A 23,556-nucleotide genomic window follows, 5' to 3' on the forward strand; every position below is an offset into this window, starting at 1 on the left:
TCCGTGATGGCCCGTAATCCTGCGGCCCTGGGCGGCCGTCAGGTGCGCACGGTTTCCGGCTAACTTGCCTTGGCCTGGCGGTAACGTTCAATCTGTTTAAGCCGCCGCAGGAGGCTGTCGCGCCGCGGGTGCGGGACGGCGTCGGGCGCTTCCGCGGTGAGGTCAATGTGTTTGGTACCGAATTGCCAGAGCAGGAGGTCATCCAGCAGGCGGTCCGGGCCGGGGGAGTAGCGGTGGTCCAGGGCCTTGCGGACCTCAGTGATGCGCTGGGCGCTGAGCAGGCCAGCCAGCTGGACGGTCTGGTTCAGGCCGTGGGCCGCCATCAGTTCAGCCGCCCAGCCCCAGTCGTCATCCACTTTGCGGTCCACGTGCGGGAGCAGGGTGCGCCAGACGTCGCGGATCCGATTGGGGGTAAGCTGCGCGGCGCCTTCGCCGTCCATGTCCCAGTAGCTGCGCACCTCCTCGTAGCGTTCGTGCAGGTCCGCGAACGCGCTTTCCACCGTTTCCAGCATGGCGGCGGTAGCGGTGAACTGGCGGTCGAAGTGCGGGGTCCAGGCGCGCGGATCCTCGGCCTTGAAGCGGATGTCGTGCTCGATCTCGCTCCAGGCATGGGCGAAGACAGTGCGGATCTGGCACTCGAAGAAGTAGCTGCCGTTGGCCGGGACGTCCGGGTTAAAGACCTGCTGGTACTCCTTGACGGCGTCGTTCTGGATGGTGCGGAGGATGAGGTGGCGGCTGGAGTAGCCGTACGTGCCGGACTCGATGGAGCCGATGTCCTTCTCCCGGTCGCCGCGGCAGTCGAACACCTGGCGCTCGCGCTTGATGATGTTGGCTGCCAGCGCGTTTTCAGCGGGCAACTTGGTGATGACGCGGACGCCCACCATGTCATTGAGCGTGCGGAACGGGTCCGGGAACTTCAGCACCGGCGGCCCGCCGGGCTCCAGCGGTTCCTCAATGCGGGAGATCTTTTCCCGGAACGATTCCACCGTTTTGGTGCGCCCGGTGACAAACAGTGGCGTCACCTCGGTGCCCTTCAGCATGCGGCGCAGGATGAGGAGCACGTCACGGGTGACCAGCTTCAGGGCAGGGCGGACGCGCTCGTAGAGCTCCACGTTCTCCTGCACGGATTCGCGGAGGCTGACGTCCAGGCTGTCCCAGTTACTCGGCATGCACCCAGCTTACGGCCGACGGGCGGCACCCTCCCGTCAGGGCGCTCTCTCACTTAATACACCAAATACGGCAACGCTCTCTCTCAGATCGTGCGTCGAAAACAGCGGCGCCACGGCGGGGTCCTAACCATCTGTTCCCGGCAACCCATGACTCCGGAAGGATCAGCGGACCCACCGCAGGCCCAGACGCTACGACGGCCGGCTCTCTTACCTGTCCTCGCGACAGGGCGCTACCAAACGACCGGCTGGTGCTGAACATACTCGCTAATTCCGCCGCATATGAGCGTGAGTTGATCGCCGAACGCAACCAAGTATCTGAGGTGGCCCTCCTCCGACACTCCGTTTGGGAGGGTCGGCTTTCCAAGCTCAGAGCTTTGAGCCGCGGAAAAACGGGCGTGCCCGGTCTGGGCTGATTCAGGCATCCGCGTGGGGCTGGACGTTCAGGCGTTCACGTGCCGCCGCTTTCTTTAGTTCCTGCAGAATTTCCAGTTGTTCGCGGTTGATGGCTATCAGGAGTTCGATCTCTTCCTTTGCCTTGGTATTGGTGTCGAAGTCGTGCTGGGCCATGGCCGCGGCGATGGCGTCCTGTCGCTTGGCGGCTATGAGGAGAATCGCACCTTGGAGTCCTGCCAACATAGAGAGCAGGAGGTTCAAGAGTATGTAGGGGTATGGGTCCCAGGCTTTTGTGGCCAGCGCCCAGGTGTTGATAGCGGCCCAGATGAGCATGAAGCAGATGAAACTTCCGACGAATGGCCAGCTTCCCATTCCGTTCCGCATGATGTCAGCGGCGCGTTGTCCTTTTGTCAGGGAGGCTTTGTGTTTGTCGTGCCAAGTCTTCTGTTGACCGCTCATGACTCAGACTAGACCTCGGCCGGGCGGGGCGGGGGTGACGTTGTAAGCCGCTGTCCACTCGCGGTTCCCGGGCCCTTACCGGGTGTGGCGCCCCGCCGGATGTAGTTCCGGGGCGTCGGTTGGTCCCTACGGAGTGAAGGCAGGGTCAGCGTTAATCCGCCGAAAGAGGGCCCAATGCAAGAGTTCGACGGCGAGGCAGCCGATGAGTGCGATCAGCGCAGATATTGCCAGGTGTTCCTGGCCAAGCACTGCGAACTCAAAGAAATCCTGGAGCGGCGGCGCTGTTAGGACGAGCGCAAGGGCGGCATACATGACGCCGATGATTAGTGCCCGCCAGCGGTTCAGCGGCCGCGAAAGAACGACCAACACCCACAATGCGATCAGAGTCAGGACAAGAACGGAACCGGTGCGCACGGCGGGGCCGGTGCGGTGACCCGGGCGCCGCACAACCACATGCCCTTCCCCCGTCATCCCGGTCCCCGCATCCGATCCGGTGACAATCCTGATGGCTCGAGTCCGTCACGGGGCGGCAGCCTCTTCACGTAGCTACTTCTCTGGATGTTTGACGTTGGGGTGTGCGCACCCGGGTGGCTGCCTTTTCCTTTGCTCCACAGGGTCGGAATCACATGGGGTGGGGCCCGTCAAGTCGTTCCCGACGACCGTGGATCTGTAAGGATTTCATCTCAAGCATTGAGCGCCACCTTCAGTGTCTATGTATCCCCGGCCCGGGAAAGGGTGTCGTTCGCCGTCTCGATGTCACTGAGAACGAACGTTTTGCACGAAGTGGTCCATCCGCAAATCTTGCGCCGCGCGGCCTGATCTCTGCCGTCAACGGCGGCGTGGCCGGCGTCGACTCCTTCGTGGGCGGCTACTTCGCCGAGCACTACGGCTTCCGCAGCATCTTCTGGCTCATGGTGGTCCTGGCCATCGTCGCCACGGCCCTGGTCGCAATCCTGGCCACTAAGAGCAAGCCGGCCGCCGGGACCGCCATGGACTGGCTGGGAGTGTCCTTCATCGTGGTTGCGGTGGGCGCCCTTCTCACGGCGCTCAACGAAGGTGCCAAGCTGGTGGGCGGCTTCTCGCCCGGCACGCTTATGCTGTCCATCGGCCTGGTGGTGGTTGCCGCCGCCGCGTTTTACGCCTTCTGGACCGTGGAAAAGCGCGCCAAGCAGCCGATGGTGGAAACCGTCCGTCTGCGCCCCCTACGCCCTGCTCGGCTGGCTGGTGGGTCCCATCAGCGGCCGGCTCGCCCCGGTGCTCGGCTACACCAAGGTCCTGCGGATCGGCATGCTCGGCAGCATCGTTGCCCTTGCCATCATCGCGTTCTTCGGCCTCAGCAGCCTGCCGATGATGATCGCCGGAACGGTCTTGCTGTGCATCATGTACGCCGGTACGGTCAACATCATGCTGAACGGACTCGGAGTTGTCCTCTCACCTGCCGGAAACCCGGGATTCCTGCCCGGCATGAACGCGGGCGCCTTCAACCTCGGCGCCGGCCTGAGCTTCCTGGTGCTGCCTGCCGTACTCGTTGCGACGTCCGCGATGGGCGATACCAAAGCCTCCTACCTGACTGTGGTGCTGGTCGGCCTCGTCATCACGGTGGCCGGCTTCGCCGCCTCGCTCCTGATCCCCAAGCCGGTCGAGGCTGAGGTGACCGAATGAGCGCCCGCGAGGCAGGCGCTGGCGGCCGCATCGTCGTCGTCGGTTCCCTGAACGCGGATCTCACCATCTGGACTCCAGGTGCCTTTGCCCGCCGGAGACGCGCGATGGCCGTCGGCCGATCTCGGCTACCGTCATCGGCGGCTCGCAATCCAGCACGACGGCGGACATCACCTTGGTGACGCGCAGATCTTCAGCGACAGGAGACGCGGGATAAGGCGTTCGACTCGGCGGGCTGGACGGTCCTGATTTTCGACAAGAGCGACCTCGCGGACGGGTTCGAGCGTGCCGTCGTGAAGATCAAACGGGCGCTGCGCCGCGGCTGGCTTGACCATCCGCAGGCGGCTGTGGGGGATGGGTCAGCGGAGCACTACTGTCTTGTTGCCCTGGAGGATCACCCGGCCTTCGCAGTGCCAGCGGACCGCGTTGGACAGCGCTTTGCATTCGGTGTCCCGTCCGGCCGCAACCAGGTCTTCCGGCCCGTAGGTGTGGTCCACTTCCACCGTCTGCTGGGCGATGATGGGCCCCTCGTCAAGTTCGGCGTTGACGTAGTGTGCGGTGGCGCCCACGGTTTTGACGCCGCGTGTGTAGGCCTGGTGGTAGGGCTTGGCGCCCTTGAAACTGGGCAGGAATGAGTGGTGGATGTTGATGGCCCGGCCATCCAGCCGCCGGGTGAGTTCATCGCTGAGGACCTGCATGTAGCGGGCAAGGACCACCAGTTCCACGTCGTACTCGTCCACGAGTTGCAGCAGCCGGGCTTCAGCCTCGGGCTTGGTGGCGGCGGTGACCGGCACGTGGAAGTACGGGATGCCGTGCCATTCCACCAATGCCTGGTGGTCCGTGTGGTTGGAAACCACGGCAGCGACCTCCACGGCAAGTTCACCGGTCCTGGCGCGGAACAGCAGGTCGTTCAGGCAGTGCCCGAACTTGGACACCATGATCAGCACGCGGCGCTTGGCACCCTGGTGCTCAAGGCGCCAGCGCATCCCGAACTGATTCGCGACGGGTACGAAAGCCTGCCGGAGTGCCTCAATCTCGGCCGGTCCGTCGACAGATTCTCCGGACGGGTCGTTGGCCGCGGCAAAGTGGATCCGCATGAAGAAATGACCGTCCGTCTGGGAATCGAACTGCTTGCTGTCCAGGATGTCGCAGCCGCGTTCGAGCAGGAAACCTGAGACGGCGTGGACGATGCCGGGCGTCTCCGCGCAGTCGAGCGTCAGAACGTGTTCCACCGTGGTGATTGACGCAGGGGCAGAGGGTTCAGTCTGGATGTCGGTCATGGCTCAGCACTCGATCACGTTGACGGCGAGACCTCCGCGGGAGGTCTCCTTGTACTTGGTTTTCATGTCCGCTCCTGTCTCGCGCATGGTTTTGATGGCTTTGTCGAGGGATACTTTGTGGCTGCCGTCCCCGTGGAGGGACAGTCGCGCGGCGTTGATGGCTTTAACGCTGGCGATGGCATTGCGTTCGATGCAGGGGATCTGCACGAGGCCGCCGACGGGATCGCAGGTCAGGCCGAGATTGTGTTCGATTCCTACTTCGGCGGCGTTTTCCACCTGTTCGGGTGTCCCGCCGAGGACCTCGCAGAGCCCGGCGGCGGCCATGGAGCAGGCCGAGCCCACCTCGCCCTGGCAGCCCACTTCGGCGCCGGAGATGGAGGCGTTGATCTTGAACAGGATTCCGACGGCGGCCGCGGCCAGCAGGAAGCGGACCACACCGTCGTCGTTGGCGCCGGGCACAAACTTGACGTAGTAGTGCAGGACGGCGGGGACGATGCCGGCCGCGCCGTTGGTGGGGGCGGTGACGATGCGCCCGCCCGCGGCGTTTTCCTCGTTGACCGCGAGGGCGAAGAGGTTCACCCATTCCATCGCCCGCAGGGGGTCGGTGACACCCGTGTCTGCGGTCAGGGTCTGGAATAGCGACGGCGCGCGGCGCTTTACGTTCAGCCCGCCGGGAAGGATCCCTTCCGCGGCGCAGCCGTTGTCCACGCATTCGCGCATGACCGCCCACAAGGACAGCAGCTTTTCGCGGAGTTCCGCTTCGCTGCGCCAGGTGAGCTCGTTGGCGAGCATGACGTCGGAGATGGACATGCCCTCGCGCTTGCAGATCGCCAGGAGTTCGTCGGCGGTGGTGAACGGGTAGGGGAGGACGGTGGCATCGGCCACCACCCGGTCACCGGCGTCGGCGTCGCCGTCCACCACAAAGCCGCCGCCGATGGAGTAAAAGCTCCGTTCGCTGAGGACGGCGCCGGCGTGGTCGAGGGCGCGGAAGGTCATGCCGTTGGGGTGGGCCGGGAGGGACTTGCGCCGGTGCAGGACCACGTCCTCGTCCCAGTTGAAGTCCACCCGGTGGTGCCCGCCGATCATGAGTTCGGCGTCAAGGGCTGCGGCGGCCACCTGGTCATCTGCGGTGGTGGTGTCCACGGTTTCCGGGTCCTGGCCCTGCAGGCCCAGCACCACCGCCTTGTCGGAGCCATGGCCCCGGCCGGTGGCGCCGAGCGAACCGAACAGCTCGGACTGGACCCGGACAGTCGAACTCAGGTGGCCGTCGCTCTTGAGCCCGTCGGCGAACAGCTTCGCCGCCCGCATCGGGCCGACCGTGTGTGAGGACGACGGCCCGATGCCAACGGAGAAGAGGTCCAGGACGCTCAGGGCCATTTAGGGGACCTCTGGCGAGGCGTACTCGCGCATTGCATCGAGGAGCCAGCGGCCCAGGAAGTCTGCGAACGAAGCCCGGGGGAAGAGCCGGAAGCTTTCCTCCCCGGTCTTCTGCAGGACCACCGGGATGTTGCCAACCTCGGTGTTCAGGGCCGTTCCCGGGGTGAAGCTGCGCGGGTGCAGGTCAAGGGCGCAGCCCTTTTCCAGGACGGCCCGGGCGCGGGGGCCGGAGAGCTCGAACGTGGTGCGGTTGGCAGACAGGTCCACCACCTGGCCCGGGGCGTCGCCCAGTGCTTCCACGAGGGAGCCGATGAGGTTACCGCCCAGGGAGTCGTGGGCCTTTTCCGGTGCAACCACCAGGAACTCCGACGGTCCCAGCCAGAGGACGCTGATGCCGTCCTTGCCGGTCACGTCGCCGCAGCGTGCCGGCAGGCCGCCGGCGACGGCGGCGATCCGCGTCCCTTCCTCGGAGCGGGGGTCTACCCGGACGCCGGCCATGGTCTGGAAGGGGCCTTCCTCGAGGACCACCGTGCCCTGGACGGAACCGGCTTCCAGGGCGGAGGCCAGGTGGGAGGCGGGGCTGCGGCGGATGTCCCGGAGTCCATTGACGCCATTGAGTGCTGCGGTGTTAGCCATCTTTGCGGGCTCCTTCGGGGTCAAAAAGTACGGTTTCGGCGACAACAACGTCAACCAGCTGGTCGCCGGCGACGGCCACCAGGGATTCACCGATGCGGTTACGGCCGTTCTTGATCAGGGCCAGTCCGAAAGAGCGGCCCAGGGCGGCGCTGTGGTAGCTCGAGGTCACGAAGCCCTGCATGGGGACGGGGCCGTAGGCGGGGCTGGTGCTGATGCCCTTTTCCACGAGCTGGGTTCCTTCCGGCAGCCGGATGGAGCCATCCACCGGCAGGACGCTGACCAGGTGCTTGCGGTCCTCGCGGCTGGCGTCGGCCCGGGCGTAGGAGCGCTTGCCGATGAATTCCTTGGCCTTGGAGACCACCCATTCCATGCCCGCATCCTGGGGAGTGACGGTGCCGTCGGTGTCCTGCCCGACGATCGGGTAGCCCTTTTCGGCGCGGAGCACGTGCATGGTTTCGGTGCCGTAGGGGGTGATGTTGTATTCGGCCCCGGCGGCGGCCACGGCTTCCCAGGTGTTCAGCCCGTACCAGGACGGCACGTTGATTTCGTAGGCCAGTTCACCGGAGAAGGAGATCCGGCAGACGCGGGCCTGGACGCCTGATGCGAGGGTGGTTTCGCGGAAGGTCATGAACGGGAAGGCTTCTGCTTCCAGCCCGCCGTCCGCAGCCAGTTCCGGCGCCAGTTTGGCCAGGACGGCCCGGGACTTAGGTCCGACGACGGCAATCGTGCTCCACTGTTCGGTCACCGAGGTGCAGTGCACGTCCAGTTCCGGCCATTCGGTCTGGAGCCATTCCTCCAGCCAGTCCAGGACCTTCGCGGCGCCGCCGGTGGTGGTGGTCATGAAGTAGCGGTCATCGTCCAGGCGCAGGGTGACGCCGTCGTCGAAGATCATGCCGTCAGCCATGCACATCACGCCGTAGCGGGCGGAACCCGGGGCGAGCTTCTTGAACGCGTTGGTGTAGATCCGGTTGAGGAACTCACCGGCGTCCTTGCCGCGGATTTCGATCTTGCCGAGGGTGGTTGCATCCATGAAGCCCACCGAGTCGCGGACAGCGGCGCATTCGCGCAGCACGGCAGCGTCCATGTCCTCCCCGGCCTGCGGGTAGTACCAGGGCCGCTTCCACTGCCCGACGTCTTCGAACAGGGCTCCCTTGGCGACGTGCCACGGGTTGATCGAGGTGACGCGGGCGGGGTCGAACAGTTCGCCGCGCTGGCGTCCGGCGAGTGCCGCGAACGCCACCGGCGTGAACGGTGCCCGGTAGGTGGTGGTCCCAATGTCGCCGATGCCGCGGGATGCTTCGCCGGCGGTCCGGAGCGCTGCGGCAATGACGCCGATCGCGTTGACGCCGGAGGTCTTGCCCTGGTCGTTGGCGGTGCTGATGGAGGTGTAGCGCTTGATGTGCTCCACCGACCGCATCCCGGCGCCGGTGGAGCGCAGGACGTCAGCCACGGACTGGTCGCGCTGGAAGTCCACGAAGTGGTGGTGCCAGTCATCCGGAGTGCCTTCCTGGCCCGGGACCAGCCACAGCTGGCGGGTCGGGGCGGAGGCCTTCGGCTCGCCGAAAGGAGAGGGCTCTACGGCGGAAGTGAAGCCGGCAGCGATGGCTGCCGCTGCTCCGGCGGAGATGCCCTCGGCCAGGCAGTCCTCAAGTTCGAAGCTGCCGCGGCCGGAGCCGATGGTCTGCTGGTTCGGGACCACGGTGCTCGGCACGAAAGCGGCGAGCTCTTCGTCCCAGCGCAGCTTGCCCTGCCGCTGGGAGTGCAGGTGCACCAGCGGGCTCCAGCCACCGGAAACTGCCAGCAGGTCGCAGGCGATTTCCTCGACGCCGGAGGTGAGTTCGCCGTCGTCGTTGATGCTGCGGACGGTGACGCTCTCAACCCGACCGTCGGCGGAGCCGGCGGCTGTGTTGGCCACCGCGCTGCCGATCAGCACACGCGTGCCGGCCTCGACGGCGGCGGCAGCCACCTTCGAGAGCTGCGGGCGGGCATCGACGACGGCTGCGAGCTTGACGCCGGCGGCGCGGAGGTCCGCGGCGAGGGCATAGGCGCTGTCGTTGGTGGTGCTGATGACCACGCGCTGCCCGGCGGCCACGGCGTAGCGGTTGAGGTAGCTGCGGGCGGCGGAGGCGAGCAGGATGCCGGGGCGGTCGTTGTTCTCGAAGACCAGGGGACGCTCGTGGGCGCCTGGGGCCAGGATCACCTGCTTGGCACGCACGTGCCAAATCCGCTGTCGTGAGACGCCTGGGGCGGCCGGGCTGGACAGGTGGTCGGTACGGTTCTGGACCGCGATGACGTAGTTGGCGTCGTAGGCGCCGAAGGCGGAGGTCCTGTTCAGGACGGTGGATTCGGCTCCGGAAACGAGTTCGGCTTCCACGTCGGCCACCCATTCCAGGGCCGGCTTGCCGTCGATGGTGTCAGCCAGCTCAGGTGCGGTGGAGCCGGACAGGAGGGACCCGCCCAGTTCGGGCTGGTCGTCCATGAGGATGACGCGGGCGCCGGTGCGCACGGCCTCGCGGGCAGCGGTGAGGCCTGCGGGGCCGCCGCCAATCACCAGGACGTCGGTGTGGACGTACTTCTTGTCGTATTCGGCACGGTCTTCGTCCGGGTCCAGCTTGCCCAGGCCGTTGAGCAGTTCTGCCTTCAGGCCGTCCACCAGGGTGACGGTGGTGGCAGGGAGCATGGACTCTGCCACGTCGCCGGGGAAGCGCGGGGAGATCTTGACCATCGCGTTGGATTCCTCAACGCCGGCGGACATGATGCCGCGGGCGCGGTCCTCGTAGAGCGAGTTGCCCGCAGCGATGCGGCCGTTGGCAATCAGGGCCGAGGCGAGGGTGTCGCCGGGGTGGCCTGTGAATTCCTCGCCATCCACGGTGAAACGCCAGGAGATGGTGCGGTCGATGCGTCCGCCTGCAGCGAGGCGGGCGTTCTGGGAAGTCACTTGGTTGCTCCCTTCGGGGCGGTGGTGCTGGCCGATGAAGCCGGGGCGATACTGGTGGTGGAAGTGCTGGGAGCTGCCCTTCCGGTGGTGGTGCTGTCGGGGGCAAGGCTCGCAGTGCCGGTTTCGGCGGTTGGCCGGCCGGCGGCATCAGGCCGGGGCGTCCCCATCGGGTAGACCGCCTGGATGTCATAGGTCACGGTGTCGCGGAGCATGTTAAACCACTGGCGGCAGCCGGTGCTGTGCAGCCAGCGCTCGGCGAAAATCCCCTTGGTGTTTTCACGGTAGAACAGGAAATGGGCCCATTCCTTGTCGTTCAGCTCGTTCGGGTTCTCCGGGTAGGGCACGTGGGCCTGGCCGCCGTAGTGGAACTCGGTCTCGTCGCGGGAGCCGCAGTTGGGGCATGAGATAAGCAGCATGTGCGTCTTCTTTCTATGGGACGGCGGCTAGTGGGCTACGGCGGCAGCGCCGTGTTCATCGATGAGGGCGCCGGTTTCGAAGCGTTCCAGTGCAAACGGCTGGTTCAGCTTGTGCGGTGTGCCCGTGGCGATGTTGTGGGCGAAGGTCAGGCCGGCGGCCGGGGTGGCTTTGAAGCCGCCGGTGCCCCAGCCGCAGTTCACGAACATGTTCTCCACCGGGGTGTTGCCGACGATGGGGGAGGCGTCCAGGGTGGTGTCCACGATCCCGCCCCAGGTCCGCAGCACGTGAGCCCGGGCGAAGATCGGGAAGAGCTCGACGGCGGCCGCCATCTGCTCCTCGATCACGTGGAAAGATCCGCGCTGGCCGTAGCCGTTGTAGGAGTCCACGCCCGCGCCCATCACCAGTTCGCCCTTGTGGGCCTGGGAGACGTAGACGTGCACGTGGTTGGACATGACCACCGTGGGGTGGACCGGCTCGTGCAGTTCGGAGACCAGTGCCTGGAGCGGGTGGGACTGGATGGGGAGTTCGAAGCCGGCCATTTCGGCCAGGACCGAGCTGTGCCCGGCAGCGGCGAGGCCCACCTTTTCGGTGTTGATGGTGCCGCGGTTGGTCTTGACGCCGGTGACGCGGTTGCCGTCCTTGACGAATCCAGTGACTTCGCAGTTCTGGATGATGTCCACGCCCAGTTCGTCGCATTTGCGGGCGAAGGCCCAGGCCACGTGGTCGTGCTTGGCGATCCCGGCCCGCGGCTGGTAGGTCGCTCCCATGACGGGGTAGCGGATGTTGTCGGAGATGTTCAGGATGGGGCAGAGTTCCTTGACCTGCTTGGGGTCCAGCCATTCCGCGTCCACGCCGTTGAGCTGGTTCGCCCCCACGCGCCGCATGCTTTCACGGACGTCGCCCAACGTGTGGGCGAGGTTCATCACGCCGCGCTGGCTGAACAGGAAGTCGTATTCGAGTTCCTCGGGCAGGATTTCCCAGAGCTTGAGGGCGTGCTCGTAGATGGCCGCGCTCTCGTCCCAGAGGTAGTTGGAACGGATGATGGTGGTGTTCCGGGCCATGTTGCCGCCGGCCAGCCAGCCCTTTTCCAGGACGGCGATGTTGGTCATGCCGTGGTTCTTGGCCAGGAAGTACGCGGTGGCCAGGCCGTGCCCGCCGCCGCCCACAATCACGGCGTCGTAGCTTTTCTTGGGGTCCGGGTTGCGCCAGAGGAAATCCGGGTGCTCGGGGAGCTGTTGGGTGCTCACTGTGCTGCTCCAATCAGGTCTGCTTCAAACGGGGCGATCCCGCCGCCGTCGGGCGTTGAAAGATGCGGGTAGAGGGGGAACTGTTCTGCAAGTGCGGTGACCCGGGCGCGGAGTTCGACGGCGGTGGCTTCGCTGAGGGACGTTGTCCCGGTGGTGCCGGCGCCCGCGGCGGCGATGAGCGCCGTCGCGATAATGTCCGCGACTTCGGTGAATTCGGCGGCGCTGAAGCCGCGGGTGGCGAGGGCGGGCGTGCCGATCCGGAGCCCTGAGGAGACCATCGGCGGGCGGGGGTCGAACGGGACAGCGTTACGGTTGACGGTGATGCCGATCCGGTGCAGCGCGTCTTCGGCCTGCTGGCCGTCCAGTTCAGAGTGGCGGAGGTCCACCAGGACCAGGTGAACGTCCGTGCCGCCGTTGACCACGGAGATGCCGGCGGCTGCCACGTCTTCGCGGAGGAGACGTTCGGCCAGGAGTTTGGATCCCTGCAGGACGCGTTCCTGGCGTTCTTTGAATTCCGGGGTCCCGGCGAGCTTGAAAGCCACGGCCTTGGCAGCGATGACGTGCTCCAGCGGGCCGCCCTGCTGGCCGGGGAACACTGCGCTGTTGATCTTGCGGGCGTACTCCTCCTTGGCCAGGATGACGCCGCCGCGCGGGCCGCCGAGGGTCTTGTGGGTGGTGGTTGTGACGACGTCGGCGTAGGGCACCGGGTTCGGGTGCAGTCCAGCCGCCACTAGGCCGGCGAAGTGGGCCATGTCCACCATCAGGTACGCACCCACCAGATCGGCGATCCGGCGGAACTCGGCGAAGTCGAGCTGGCGGGAGTAGGCGGACCAGCCGGCCACGATCAGTTTGGGTCGGTGTTCCAGGGCCAGCGCTTCGACTTCGGCCATGTCTACCCGGAGGTCGGATTCACGCACGTGGTAGGGGACCACGTTGTAGAGCTTGCCGGAGAAGTTGATGCGCATGCCGTGGGTGAGGTGGCCGCCGTGGGCCAGGCTCAGGCCCATGATGGTGTCGCCCGGCTCAAGCAGGGCGAACATGGCCGCGGCGTTGGCCTGGGCGCCGGAGTGGGGCTGGACGTTGGCGAACTCGGCACCGAACAGGGCCTTGACGCGGTCGATGGCCAGCTGCTCGATGACGTCCACGTGCTCGCAGCCGCCGTAGTAGCGCTTGCCGGGGTAGCCTTCGGCGTACTTGTTGGTCAGGACCGAGCCCTGCGCCTCCATGACGGCGGAGGGGGCGAAATTCTCCGACGCGATCATTTCCAGCGTGGACTGCTGGCGGACCAGCTCGTTGTTAATGGCCTGCTGGACCTCGGGATCGACTGCGGAAAGTCGCTCGTTCAACTGCTCAACCACGGATGCTCCTTTGAAATACCACTGTTGCTTTGACTGATATATCAGTGTGAGGTCAATGGTATGATCGGAATCACAGCAGAGTCAATAGGCCAGGCAAAGTTACTTCCTGCCACGGCTCGAACCCGAGAACGGAGAGCTCACTTGAACGCACTTCCCGTCCTGCCGCAGGTGGAGGATGTTGTCCTCTCCCAGGCCGAGGCTGCCTACCGGCAGCTGCGCGACAAGCTGATCATGCTGGAAATCCGCCCGGGCGAGCCGATCAATGACGGCCAGTTGGCGGCCGAGCTCGGCTTCAGCCGCACCCCCGTGCGGGAGGCGATCAAGCGGCTTGAGGGGGACCACTTGGTGGTTTCCTATCCCCGCCGGGGGACTTTTGCCACGACTGTGGACTTTACCGAGCTGGCTGATGTGTCCGAGATCCGGGAGTTGCTGGAGCCCCTGGCCGCCCGCCGCGCGGCGGACAGGGCAAACGAGGGCATGCGGCGCGAACTGCTGCAGGTGGCGGACGCCATAGCCGGCATTGATCCCGGGACAGGGGAGTCGCGTGATCTGATGCGCTACGACCTGATGGTGCACCGGCTCATTTACAAGGCGGCAGCCAATCCGCACCTGGAAGACACCCTGATTCGCTATGACAACCTGGCCACCCGCATCTGGTGCGTGGTGCTGGACAAGGTTCCCTCGGTGACCGGCCACATCACCGAGCACGTGGACCTGCTCATGGCGGTGGCGGCCGGCGACGCGGACAAGGCCGGGGAACTTGCCCTGCATCACGTCACGAGCTTCGAGGAAACCATCCGCAAGGTGCTGTAGACGCGGCGGCGGGGGGCAACCTTGGTTCCGTTATCCCTCGACCTGCCGCGCGCCCCTCGCTAGTCTGGCAGCCATGAGATCGATTCGAGGTAGGCCTGATCGACGTAAAAGGTAGAGGCGGCATCCGGCTGCCGTTGCGCGAAGGAGCGCAGCATAGGAATCCTCGCCTTGAACCTGTCCGAAGAGGCTCCCCGAATACTGCCGCGACACCGCCGAGCCATGGTCCGTCTTCTGCGCAGCAGGGATAAGGACGACGGCGGCAGCGGCTGCCGCGAGCGGGGAACCTTTCCTGGTCGTGTGGGCGGCTACGCGGGCGCCCTGGTCGACGGCGGTCTCCGCCGATTTGACCGCTGTTCGATCCCGGCATGGAGCGGCTGCGCGGCTGACCAGCCCTGGGCCGGTAGGTGAGCCAGGGGCCACGACCGCCGGGTTCCCTGGCCGAGCTTGCGAGGTACAGGCCCGGTTCCACGCGTGCTCGCTCGTTCCTCGCTTGGACGCAAGCTTTAAAATCCGCAGCCCGCCGGCTGGGGGAGTCCCCTGCCGGCGGGCTCTCGCCTGCCGGACGGTAAGTGCCCCTCCCCGGACTGTTCCAATCAGTCTGTGGACAACGAAGCGGACCCCCCTCCCGGCCTGGCACAAGGGCCGAAGCACCGGCGTCGCGAATTTGGGCCAGCCCTGCCCTAAACACCACCGCATGAGGCATACCAGCGCCTGCCGGCCCCAGGCTACCGACCCGGACTTCGTCCACACCGGGCTATCCCTGGGAGAAGTTGCCGCGGTCAGATTCCGCCGGGCACCAGGTTTCGACAGCCTCAATCGCCACAAGTTGCGGAATCAACCCACCTTGGCCGGCTCGCATCCTTGGGCCGCTCGGCGCCACCAGTCGGGGCACGTCGGCAACAGAGCTCCAGGCGCGGCTCCAAGCCCGACCAAGACAATGCGCTTACAATGCAACGAAGCTTCGCCAAACGCAACCCCAGGACGCTCAATTTCAATGGGATCGCGCCCGGCGCGCGCCCTGCTCAATTCAAGGCAACTGAAAAGAATCGGCGACTTTCCCGCGGTAACATCCGAAAAGAAACCATTGACTGTGGCGTCCATCACGCATAATCTGGTGCAACAGCGTTGCGCTTATTGCAACCCCAACAAATTTGGTGGACAAATGAGTAACGAAACTTCATCCCCCCTCCTCCCGGGAGGCGCAAACCCGGAGCATGACGGCCCACATGAGAGCCGCAGTGCACTGAGCGGAAAGAAATTCGAACCGGCTGACAGTGCCGTCAGCAAGGAAACGCGCCGCAGGGTCATCGCGGCCAGCTTCATCGGCAACTTCGTTGAATGGTTCGACTACGCCGTTTACGGCTACCTCGCCGTCACTATCGCCACAGTCTTTTTCCCTGAATCCAACCCCCAGACCGGGCTTCTGCTGACCTTCGCACTATTTGCAATTTCGTTCCTCGTGCGCCCGCTCGGTGGGTTCGTCTGGGGCCACATCGGCGACAAAGTCGGCCGACGCACCGCACTGTCCCTCTCAATCCTGATCATGTCCGGGGCCACGTTCTGCATCGCCCTGATCCCCGGCTACGACACAATCGGCATCTGGGCACCGATCCTGCTTCTAATCATCCGCGTAGCGCAGGGCTTCTCCGCATCCGGCGAGTACGCCGGAGCCTCCGCCTTCCTGGTCGAATACGCTCCAGCCAACAAACGCGGCCTATACGCCGCAGTGGTTCCCGCCAGCACCGCCGCAGGCCTGCTCTTCGGCTCCCTGCTTGCAGGCCTCCTGACAGTCCTGCTTAGCACCGACGCAATGCACAGCTGGGGCTGGCGCTTACCGTTCCTGCTCGCAGCTCCGATGGGACTGATCGGGCGTTACATCCGCACCAAGCTCGAAGACACCCCGGTGTTCCGCGAGCTCGCAGCGGAGGACGAAACCATCAAGGCGCCCGTGTCGGGCCTGTTCCGGAACCACTGGCGGCTGTTGCTCAAGGCCGTCGGGGCCGTGCTGCTCAACGCCGTCGGATTCTACGTCATCCTCAGCTACATGCCCACGTACTTGTCCACGGAGCTGGGCCTCGGCGCCACCGAATCATTCCTCGCCACCACCATTGCACTCGTTACTTACATCGGCTTCATCTTCCTTACGGGGATGCTCTCGGACCGGTACGGACGCAAGAAGGTGCTGATCAGCGCATCCGTCACCTTCATCCTGCTGACCGTGCCCGCCTTCGCGCTGCTGGGAACGGGCAATTTCCTGGTCATCGTGCTTGTCCAGATCCTGCTGGGCGCGATGCTCACCCTCAATGACGGAACGCTTCCCAGCTTCCTGGCCGAAATGTTCCCCACCCGGGTCCGCTACAGCGGCTTCGCCGTCAGCTTCAACCTCTCCAATGCACTCTTCGGCGGTACAGCCCCCTTCATGGCCACACTGCTGATCGCGGCCACAGCCAACGTCCTGGCTCCGGCCTGGTACTTGGTTGGCGCCGCCGTCGTCTCCCTGATCGCCGTGGCTCTCTCCAAGGAAACCTGCAAAGAGCCGTTGCGGCACGAATAGTCAATCTTTCCAACCACTTCCAGCTCAACAACGCATTAGAGAAAGGCATCGTCACGATGACCATCAGCACCGAGAACGCCACCACCGAGAACGCCACCACCGTCGCCGAACTGGAGCGCCTCAAGGTCCTCAAGAACGGCGAGAAGGTCAGCCTGACGTTCTCAGACACCGAGTTCGAGCGCCGGCTCGCCGGCCTGCGCCGCATCATGGCAGAGAAGGATCTGGACGCCGTCGTCCTGACCAGCTACCACTCCATCAAGTACTACTCCGACTTCCTCTTCACCACCTTCGGCCGCTCCTACGCCATGGTGGTCACCAAGGATGACAACGTCACCGTCACCGCCAACATTGACGCCGGGATGCCGTGGCGCCGGAGCTTCGGCGATAACATCATCTACACGGACTGGCGCCGGGATAACTACATCTTCGCGATCCAGGAAGTCCTGCGCACCCGCGGCATCAACCCGCGCCGCCTTGGTGTCGAGGATGACTCGCTGCCGCTGGACAACCGCAACAAGATCCAGGCCGCCTTCGCCGGCGCCACCTTGGTGGACGTGGCCCAGGCCGCCATGCGTCAGCGCATGATCAAGTCCGCCGAGGAGATCGAGGTCATCAAGCACGGTGCCCGGATCGGTGACCTGGGCGGGGAAGCCATCCGCAACGCCATCACGGCCGGCATCACCGAATACGAGGTCGCCCTGATCGGCACCGAGGCCATGGTCCACGAGATTGCCCGGACGTTCCCGGACTCCGAGATCCGCGACACCTGGGTGTGGTTCCAGTCCGGCATCAACACCGACGGCGCCCACAACTGGGCCACCACCCGCAAGATCCAGGAACACGACATCCTGTCCCTGAACTGTTTCCCGATGACCTCCGGCTACTACACCGCCCTGGAGCGGACCCTGTTCTACGGCGAACCGGATGCCCGCTCGCTGGAACTGTGGAACATCAACGTTGAGGTCCACAAGCGCGGCCTGGAGCTGATCAAGCCCGGCGCGGTCTGCAAGGACATCGCCGCCGAGCTCAACGAGATTTACGTCGGCCACGGCCTCCTGGCGAACCGCACGTTCGGCTACGGCCACTCGTTCGGTGTCCTCAGCCACTACTACGGCCGGGAAGCCGGACTGGAGCTCCGCGAGGATATCGACACCGTGCTGGAGCCGGGCATGGTGGTCTCCATGGAACCGATGATCACCGTCCTGGACGGCCAGCCGGGCGCCGGCGGCTACCGCGAGCACGACATCCTGGTGGTGGGCGAAGACGGGGCCGAGAACATCACCAAGTTCCCGTTCGGCCCGGAATACAACATCATCGGAGCTTAACGCCTCCGGTGGTTGAGCTTGTCGAAAACCCGGTTTCGGAAAGTGCAGCCACCCGGTGGGAAGCGGCGCCGCGCCTGACGTGGCGCCGCTTTCCGCTGGCTATGCGCAATGATAGTGAGCACCATGACCACACCAAAATCCACTAATACCAGTGGCAGTGATACCAACGGCAAGGGCGATACCAAGGGTGCCTCAGTCATTGAGAACGCCATCGCCGTCCTGCGGTCATTCACCGCCGACGAGCCGTTGCTGGGCGTCACAGAAATCGCCAACAGGGTAGGCCTGCACAAAAGCACTGTGTCACGCATCCTGGCAACCTTCGAACAGGAAAACCTGGTGGAACGGGATGAGGACACCCGCCGTTTCCGCCTGGGACTCGGCCTGATCGCCGTCGCCGGTCCCCTTCTTGCCGAACTGGAGGAGCGCCGCGTCGCCTATCCGGTGCTGCGCGAACTCACCGAACTGACGGGGGAAACCAGCGCCCTGATGATGTGGGAGGGCAACGAGTCCATTTGCGTGGAGCAGATCGCGAGCCGCCACCAGATCAAACACACCGCGCCGTTGGGGGCGCGATACAGCGACGCGTTGAGTGCCTCGGTCCAGGTGTTCCTGGCAACCGAGCCGGAGGAGCGCGTGCGTTCCCTCCTGCTCAGCGGGGCCATCAGGTATCCGGGGCTGGATGAGACCAGTCTCGAGGGATACCTGCTCCGCCTCAAGGATGACGTCCGCCGAGGCTGGGCCGTCAACTACGGGGAGTCTTCGCTGGACGAAGTAGGCCTGGCCGCCCCCGTCTACGATCACCGCGGCAACTTAGTGGCAGCCGTGCTCATCCCGGCCCCACGGTTCCGGGTCTCCAAAGAGCGTCTGCAGACCCTCGGCGAATCCTGCATGGCGGCGGCGGACAAGGTCACCGCGCGGTTGGGCGGGAGTGCGCCCGGTGCCAGCCGCTAAGCACCCCAGGACGCTCTCCCACTTAATGCAACGAAGCCACATGGCTGAGCTGCGGCGTCGCGCGTTTGTGTTGCGGGCGCTGGCGGGCGCGGCAACGGCGGCAGCTGGAAGTTCAGTTGCAGCGTGTTCATCGGGGATCAAGGGGGATGGCGTGAAGCGGCACAGGTACCGGTACGGCGTGGATCCCAGCCAGTGGGGCGAGCTTTTCCTGCCGGAACTGCCCGACGGCGGCGAGCACCGCGGCGTGGTGGTGGTGATCCACGGTGGCTACTGGCGCTCGCAGTATGGTGCCGAACTGGGGGAACCGCTCGCCAAGGACCTGGCCGCGCACGGCATGGCCGCCTGGAACCTTGAATACCGGCGGGCCGGGAGCGGCGGGGGGTGGCCGAACACGTTCATCGACGTCCTGGCAGGCATCGACAAGCTGCAGGATCTCGCCGCCACACACGCTTTGAACCTGGGCCCGGTGGTGGCACTGGGCCACTCGGCCGGCGGGCATCTCGCTGCCTGGGCTGCGGGCCGGGGCAAGCTCGCGCAGTTGGGAATGCCGGATGCGGACCGCCAAGTCCCGCGCCGGCAGGATGCGACCTCGGTGCACCTGACCGGTGTCGTCAGCCAGTCCGGGCTCCTCAACCTCGCCGAGGCAGAGCAACTCAACCTCAGCAATGGTGCGGTGAGTAACCTGCTGGGTGGGCCGTCGTCGAAATATCCCCTCCGCCACAAATACGCGGACCCGATGACCACCCTGCCGCTGGCGGTGCCCGTAATTGCGGTCCACGGAACCGACGATGACACTGTTCCGCCGAGCCAGTCCGAGTCTTACGTCAAAGCAGGTAAAGCAGCAAACATGGACACGCGGCTGGTCAAAGTTCCCGGCGACCATTACGCCCTTATTGACCCCAAAACGCCCGCCTACCGGACGAGCCGCGAGCTTGTCCGTACCCTTCTGGGTTAGATTCGGGACCATGAGGACGAGCTGCACGAATTAGGTGCGTCATATTTAGACATTGGACGTCCCATCTCCTGTTACCCTTGATGAGTAATACAAGGCGTTGCCGCCCGGCGCGGCAAGGAGGAGACCCCGGTGGCCACTGCATCGCAAGAAGTATCGCCCGCCCGCTTCAGCGCGCAGCTCCGTTCGCATGCCCTGCAGACGCGGATTATGGACCTCATCCTGGAGCGAGGCCTCGACGTCGGCGATGCAATGCCCACCGAAAGCGAACTCTCCGCCGAACTGGGAGTAGGGCGCAACACCGTCCGCGAATCCTTGAAAGTGCTCCAGGCCCTCGGCGTCATCGAGATCCGGCACGGGTTTGGGATGTTCGTGGCGCCCAACAACTTCAGCGCCCTGGTCTCCGGCCTGACCTTCCGCTGCCGGCTGTCCCTGCGCCACAAGGGGGAAGAAGCCTTGGAACTCATCGATGTGCGCCAGGCTCTCGAATCCGGGCTGATCGGTTCCGCCATCGACCTCCTCACCGACCAGCACCTGGCGGATTTGCGCGCCACCATGGAAGCCATGGAGGCCGCAGCCAAGAAGGGTGATCACCTTTACGTGCACGACGCCGAGTTCCACCGCCGCCTGTACGCTCCCCTTAACAATGAGCTGCTGACCAACCTGATGGACGTGTTCTGGCAGGTGTACCGCAAGATCCACCTGGCTCTCGGCACCGGTCCGGTCAACCTCGAACAGCAGGCCCAGGACCACTGGGACATCTACGAGGCCGTGGCCAACAAGGACAAAGCCCTGGCCTCCGAACGTCTGCAGCGCCACTTTGACGGCATCCGCCTGAAACTCAAGGAGGTCGCGGCCCGATAGTGCGGCCGCCGCCTGTTGGTTCCGTTCTTCCGCCGCCGTCCGTACACCCGGGCGGAATCAGTCCTGCCCGATTTTTTCGTAGAGAGTGCCTTTGACGTGGAAATTTTCGTAGTGCCTACCGCCTCAGCCACCGGTTCCGTTGCCGCCGGGATCCTTGCCGCCGTCATCCGAAGCAAGCCCGACGCCGTCCTGGGCCTGGCCACAGGAGGCTCGCCGCTGCCGATATACAAGGCGCTGGCCGGCCACACGGTGGACATGTCCGCCGTCACCGGCTTTGCCCTGGACGAGTACGTGGGGCTGCCCGTCGGCCACCCTGAAAGCTATGCCGAAGTTGTGCGGCGTGAAGTGACGGAACGGCTGCAGCTGGACCCCGCCAAGGTTGCCGTTCCGGACGGCAGTGCCGCGGACCCCGAGCGTGCCGCCGCCGACTACGACGCCGCCATCGCCGCCGCAGGCGGCATCGACGTACAGATCCTTGGCATCGGCCACAACGGGCACCTGGCCTTCAATGAGCCCGGCTCCACCCTGGAATCCCGGACCCGCGTGGAGGTGCTCACGGAACGCACCCGCGAGGCCAACGCCCGGTACTTCAGCACTCCTGGGGAAGTTCCAACCCGGTGCATCACCCAGGGCCTGGGCACCATCATGGAAGCCGGGCACCTCCTGCTTGTGGTCAGCGGCGCAGAGAAGGCCGGCATCCTGGCCGCCGCCCTGAACGGACCCGTCACAACCGACGTCCCGGCATCGATCCTCCAGCGGCACCCGCACGTGACCGTGGTGGCCGACGAAGCCGCTGCTGCGAAGCTGGCGCCGGGAAGCAGCCAGGTCGCCGTGCGCGTCGCGGGTGCGACCGCGGGCGTCTGAGCGCGGGGCCGGTGCTTTATGCCGGCCAGTCGCAGAAGCCGTGGAACGCTCTCTCACTTCTGCGCGTTTTTGCAGACGCTCTCTTACTCGACGTTGCCCCTGGGCTCTTTGTTTTACAACGAGGCTGCCGGGTAACCGGGGGGTGGGCTTGCTCGGGCTGATCAGTCTGGTGCTCATCCTGCGCTTTGGCGGCTGAGCCGCCCTAGCGACACGAACGTGTGCGACCGTGTAAAGCGGTGACGATTGAGAGAGGGTTTGGGAAAAACCTGCAGGAAGTAAGTGAGCGTCCTATGGTGTGTTGCTAGCGTCCGGTGGCGTCTAAAGTCCGACGGCGGGACGCCCCAACGTGCGCCCCCCACGTAGGACCAGTACCCGGCGGAAGTCGCTGTCCACCACCACGACGTCCGCTCGCAGGCCAGCGCGGAGGCTCCCGATGTCCTGCTGCCGGCCGATGATCGCCGCCGGAACAGCGGTGGCGGACCGAACGGCAGCAGCCGGGTCCACCCCGGCTTTGATGGTCCGCCGCACAACATCGAGCAGCGTGGCCGTTCCGCCGGCAAGTGCTCCGGTGCTCTGCAGCCGCGCTACCGCGCCGCTGACGGACACGGATTGGGGGCCAAGCTCGTAGTCGCCGTCGGGCAGGCCGGTGGCGGCCATCGAATCGGTCACCAGGACCACATTTTCTGCCCCGACGAGCGCGAACACCATGCGCACGGTCTCGGGATCAAGGTGTGCTCCGTCGGCGATCAGTTCGACGGCGGCCGTTCCCGCTTCGGCCAGCCGGAGGCAGGCGGCGACGGGCCCGGGGCTGCGGTGGTGCAGCGGCGGCATTCCGTTGAACAGGTGCGTGACGGTGGGTCGCGATACGGTCGCCTGCCCCGATGCAGCCAGCTGTTCCGCCGCGTGGGTGAGGGAGGCCGCCGTTGTGCGGGCATCCGCATCGGTGTGACCCAGCGACGGCGTCACCCCCCGCGCAGCGAGAAGCCGCACCACGGCGTCGGCGCCCGGCAGTTCTGGAGCGTAGGTCATGGTCCGCAGGTGCCCGCCGCCAGCCTCGATCAGCTCGCCCAGCAGTTCGACGTCGGGCTCCTGCAGGAACCGTGGATCCTGGGCGCCGCAGCGGGCGTGGGACAGGAAGGGCCCTTCGGAGTGGATGCCCGCAATAAGGCCTGAGTCGGCGAGCGGCCTGAGTGTTCCCAACGCATGCAGCAGATCCGCGCGCTCAGCGGTCACCAGGCTGGCCAGCAGCGTGGTGGTGCCGCTGCGGTGCAGGAAGTCCACTGCGGTCCGCGCGGCCTGGCTGTCGCCGCTGGGGAACTCGCCGCCGGCCGCACCATGGCAGTGGAGGTCAACCAGGCCGGGCAGGATCATGCTGCCTGCCGGCAGGTCCAATTCTTCCGCCCCGGGGAGCGCCGATTCATCCAGGCCTGCGCGCGGGCCAACATACGCAATGCGGCCATCCGCCACGACCACGGCCGCGTTGTCCAGAGTCATTCCGTCTGTCAGGACCGTGCCGGCCAGCAGGTACGTCCTGGAGCCAGCGGGATGTGGCTGTGTTTGTTCCGGCGGCGGAGTCACTTCAGGGCCTCGGCGAACCACCCGGTGATGGTGGTGGGGTGCGTGATGGCGGTGCCGACCACGACGGCGAACGCACCGGCGTCGAGCGCCTGCCGCGCCTGGGCGGGGGTGTGGAGGCGGCCTTCGGCGATCAGGGGTACCCCGAAGCCGGCCGCGGCGATCTGTTCGATCAGATCCAAATCCGGTCCGACTGTTTTGGGGCGCTCGCCGGAGTAGCCCGACAGTGTGGTGCCGATCAGGTCGGCTCCGGCCTCGACGGCGGCGGCAGCGTCCGCGAACGAGCCGCAGTCCGCCATGACCAGCGCGTGGGATTCGGCGTGGATGCCGGCCACTGTCTGGGCAAAGGTCAGTCCGTCGGGGCGCTGGCGGCGGGTGCCGTCGATCGCCACGACGTGGGCGCCGGCGTTGGCCACGGCCAGGGCGTGCCGGAGCGTGGGGGTGATGAAAACGCCGTCGTGCCCGTCCTTCCAGAGCCCGATCACCGGAACCTCCACCGCCGCCCGCGTGAACTGCACGTCCGACAGGCCCTGGACGCGGATGGCCGCGGCACCGCCGGTCTCGGCGGCGGCGGCAATCTGCGCCATGGTGCGGGGATCGCGCATGGGCTCACCCGGGTACGCCTGGCAGGAGACGATCAGTTGGCCGCGCAGGGCCTCAAGGGCTTCGGGAGTCAGGATCACGGTCGGTTCCTCTGGATATATGGCGGTGTGGATTAAGACTGT

At 65.6% G+C, this 23,556-nt stretch carries 19 protein-coding genes and 1 pseudogene; 8 read left to right on the top strand and 12 right to left on the bottom strand.

Annotated elements, in window-relative coordinates; translation table 11 throughout:
- Positions 1-59 precede the first annotated feature (59 nt).
- The 3 genes from ABIB27_RS06435 to ABIB27_RS06445 form a co-directional block, all read right to left on the bottom strand.
- Positions 60-1,169 carry a GTP pyrophosphokinase gene (locus ABIB27_RS06435; protein ID WP_354253702.1) on the bottom strand — a complete coding sequence of 370 codons (1,110 nt, stop codon included), beginning with the start codon at positions 1,167-1,169 and terminating at the stop codon, positions 60-62.
- Between the two features lie 414 nt (positions 1,170-1,583).
- Positions 1,584-2,021 carry a DUF1003 domain-containing protein gene (locus ABIB27_RS06440; RefSeq protein ID WP_354215947.1) on the bottom strand — a complete coding sequence of 146 codons (438 nt, stop codon included), beginning with the start codon at positions 2,019-2,021 and terminating at the stop codon, positions 1,584-1,586.
- A gap of 126 nt (positions 2,022-2,147) precedes the next feature.
- A complete protein-coding gene (locus ABIB27_RS06445) occupies positions 2,148-2,492 on the bottom strand; it encodes a hypothetical protein (RefSeq protein WP_354215946.1) in 345 nt (114 codons plus the stop codon).
- Between the two features lie 299 nt (positions 2,493-2,791).
- Between ABIB27_RS06445 and ABIB27_RS06450 the strand changes: the two are divergent.
- A pseudogene (locus ABIB27_RS06450) lies at positions 2,792-3,683 on the top strand (MFS transporter); the annotation flags it as partial.
- Positions 3,684-4,039: 356 nt separating this feature from the next.
- Here the strand turns inward: ABIB27_RS06450 and purU are convergent.
- The 7 genes from purU to glyA are packed head-to-tail and all read right to left on the bottom strand — an operon-like array spanning position 4,040 to position 12,933.
- Positions 4,040-4,960, bottom strand: coding sequence for a formyltetrahydrofolate deformylase (gene purU / locus ABIB27_RS06460; RefSeq protein ID WP_354215945.1), 921 nt, complete (start codon positions 4,958-4,960; stop codon positions 4,040-4,042).
- A gap of 3 nt (positions 4,961-4,963) precedes the next feature.
- Positions 4,964-6,337: an L-serine ammonia-lyase gene (locus ABIB27_RS06465; protein WP_354215944.1), complete on the bottom strand. Its 1,374-nt coding sequence runs from the start codon at positions 6,335-6,337 to the stop codon at positions 4,964-4,966.
- Positions 6,338-6,973: a sarcosine oxidase subunit gamma gene (locus tag ABIB27_RS06470; protein ID WP_354215943.1), complete on the bottom strand. Its 636-nt coding sequence runs from the start codon at positions 6,971-6,973 to the stop codon at positions 6,338-6,340.
- Complete coding sequence (locus ABIB27_RS06475) at positions 6,966-9,911, bottom strand: sarcosine oxidase subunit alpha family protein (protein ID WP_354215942.1); 2,946 nt, start codon at positions 9,909-9,911, stop codon at positions 6,966-6,968. Before ABIB27_RS06475 ends, ABIB27_RS06470 begins: the two co-directional genes overlap by 8 nt.
- On the bottom strand, positions 9,908-10,327 hold the full coding sequence (locus ABIB27_RS06480) for a sarcosine oxidase subunit delta (RefSeq protein ID WP_354215941.1): 420 nt from the start codon (positions 10,325-10,327) through the stop codon (positions 9,908-9,910). The genes ABIB27_RS06475 and ABIB27_RS06480 overlap by 4 nt, the downstream gene beginning before the upstream one ends.
- 27 nt (positions 10,328-10,354) lie before the next feature.
- Positions 10,355-11,575, bottom strand: coding sequence for a sarcosine oxidase subunit beta family protein (locus ABIB27_RS06485; protein WP_354215940.1), 1,221 nt, complete (start codon positions 11,573-11,575; stop codon positions 10,355-10,357).
- Complete coding sequence (glyA, locus tag ABIB27_RS06490; RefSeq protein WP_354215939.1) at positions 11,572-12,933, bottom strand: serine hydroxymethyltransferase; 1,362 nt, start codon at positions 12,931-12,933, stop codon at positions 11,572-11,574. The genes ABIB27_RS06485 and glyA overlap by 4 nt, the downstream gene beginning before the upstream one ends.
- 141 nt (positions 12,934-13,074) lie before the next feature.
- Here glyA and ABIB27_RS06495 point away from each other — a divergent pair, with 141 nt between their 5' ends.
- The 7 genes from ABIB27_RS06495 (at position 13,075) to ABIB27_RS06525 (ending at position 21,256) form a co-directional block, all read left to right on the top strand.
- Complete coding sequence (locus ABIB27_RS06495) at positions 13,075-13,746, top strand: GntR family transcriptional regulator (protein ID WP_354215938.1); 672 nt, start codon at positions 13,075-13,077, stop codon at positions 13,744-13,746.
- A 1,162-nt stretch (positions 13,747-14,908) separates the two neighbouring features.
- Positions 14,909-16,300, top strand: a complete 1,392-nt coding sequence (locus ABIB27_RS06500; RefSeq protein WP_354215937.1) for an MFS transporter — start codon at positions 14,909-14,911, stop codon at positions 16,298-16,300.
- A gap of 56 nt (positions 16,301-16,356) precedes the next feature.
- Positions 16,357-17,625: an aminopeptidase P family protein gene (locus tag ABIB27_RS06505; protein ID WP_354215936.1), complete on the top strand. Its 1,269-nt coding sequence runs from the start codon at positions 16,357-16,359 to the stop codon at positions 17,623-17,625.
- Positions 17,626-17,748: 123 nt separating this feature from the next.
- Entirely contained in the window at positions 17,749-18,576 is an 828-nt protein-coding gene (locus ABIB27_RS06510; RefSeq protein ID WP_354215935.1) for an IclR family transcriptional regulator, read from the top strand.
- Between the two features lie 151 nt (positions 18,577-18,727).
- On the top strand, positions 18,728-19,531 hold the full coding sequence (locus tag ABIB27_RS06515) for an alpha/beta hydrolase (RefSeq protein ID WP_354253703.1): 804 nt from the start codon (positions 18,728-18,730) through the stop codon (positions 19,529-19,531).
- A 129-nt stretch (positions 19,532-19,660) separates the two neighbouring features.
- The gene (locus ABIB27_RS06520) at positions 19,661-20,392 is read left to right on the top strand and encodes a FadR/GntR family transcriptional regulator (protein ID WP_354215933.1); all 732 of its coding nucleotides are present in this window, start codon (positions 19,661-19,663) and stop codon (positions 20,390-20,392) included.
- A 96-nt stretch (positions 20,393-20,488) separates the two neighbouring features.
- Positions 20,489-21,256 carry a glucosamine-6-phosphate deaminase gene (locus tag ABIB27_RS06525; RefSeq protein ID WP_354253704.1) on the top strand — a complete coding sequence of 256 codons (768 nt, stop codon included), beginning with the start codon at positions 20,489-20,491 and terminating at the stop codon, positions 21,254-21,256.
- Positions 21,257-21,574: 318 nt separating this feature from the next.
- Here the strand turns inward: ABIB27_RS06525 and nagA are convergent, their stop codons facing one another.
- A complete protein-coding gene (gene nagA / locus ABIB27_RS06530; RefSeq protein ID WP_354215931.1) occupies positions 21,575-22,834 on the bottom strand; it encodes an N-acetylglucosamine-6-phosphate deacetylase in 1,260 nt (419 codons plus the stop codon).
- Positions 22,831-23,514: an N-acetylmannosamine-6-phosphate 2-epimerase gene (locus tag ABIB27_RS06535; protein WP_354215930.1), complete on the bottom strand. Its 684-nt coding sequence runs from the start codon at positions 23,512-23,514 to the stop codon at positions 22,831-22,833. The genes nagA and ABIB27_RS06535 overlap by 4 nt, the downstream gene beginning before the upstream one ends.
- Positions 23,515-23,556 lie beyond the last annotated feature (42 nt).

Origin of the sequence: Arthrobacter sp. UYEF21 (genome assembly GCF_040546085.1) — a bacterium.
GTDB lineage: Bacteria > Actinomycetota > Actinomycetes > Actinomycetales > Micrococcaceae > Arthrobacter.

What these genes read in the sequence shown, in the direction of transcription:
- ABIB27_RS06435 (WP_354253702.1), bottom strand. Translation starts at nt 1,169, where the DNA reads ATGCCGAGTAACTGGGACAGCCTGGACGTCAGCCTCCGCGAATCCGTG.
- ABIB27_RS06440 (WP_354215947.1), bottom strand. Translation starts at nt 2,021, where the DNA reads ATGAGCGGTCAACAGAAGACTTGGCACGACAAACACAAAGCCTCCCTG.
- ABIB27_RS06445 (WP_354215946.1), bottom strand. Translation starts at nt 2,492, where the DNA reads ATGACGGGGGAAGGGCATGTGGTTGTGCGGCGCCCGGGTCACCGCACC.
- purU (WP_354215945.1), bottom strand. Translation starts at nt 4,960, where the DNA reads ATGACCGACATCCAGACTGAACCCTCTGCCCCTGCGTCAATCACCACG.
- ABIB27_RS06465 (WP_354215944.1), bottom strand. Translation starts at nt 6,337, where the DNA reads ATGGCCCTGAGCGTCCTGGACCTCTTCTCCGTTGGCATCGGGCCGTCG.
- ABIB27_RS06470 (WP_354215943.1), bottom strand. Translation starts at nt 6,973, where the DNA reads ATGGCTAACACCGCAGCACTCAATGGCGTCAATGGACTCCGGGACATC.
- ABIB27_RS06480 (WP_354215941.1), bottom strand. Translation starts at nt 10,327, where the DNA reads ATGCTGCTTATCTCATGCCCCAACTGCGGCTCCCGCGACGAGACCGAG.
- ABIB27_RS06500 (WP_354215937.1), top strand. Translation starts at nt 14,909, where the DNA reads ATGAGTAACGAAACTTCATCCCCCCTCCTCCCGGGAGGCGCAAACCCG.
- ABIB27_RS06505 (WP_354215936.1), top strand. Translation starts at nt 16,357, where the DNA reads ATGACCATCAGCACCGAGAACGCCACCACCGAGAACGCCACCACCGTC.
- ABIB27_RS06510 (WP_354215935.1), top strand. Translation starts at nt 17,749, where the DNA reads ATGACCACACCAAAATCCACTAATACCAGTGGCAGTGATACCAACGGC.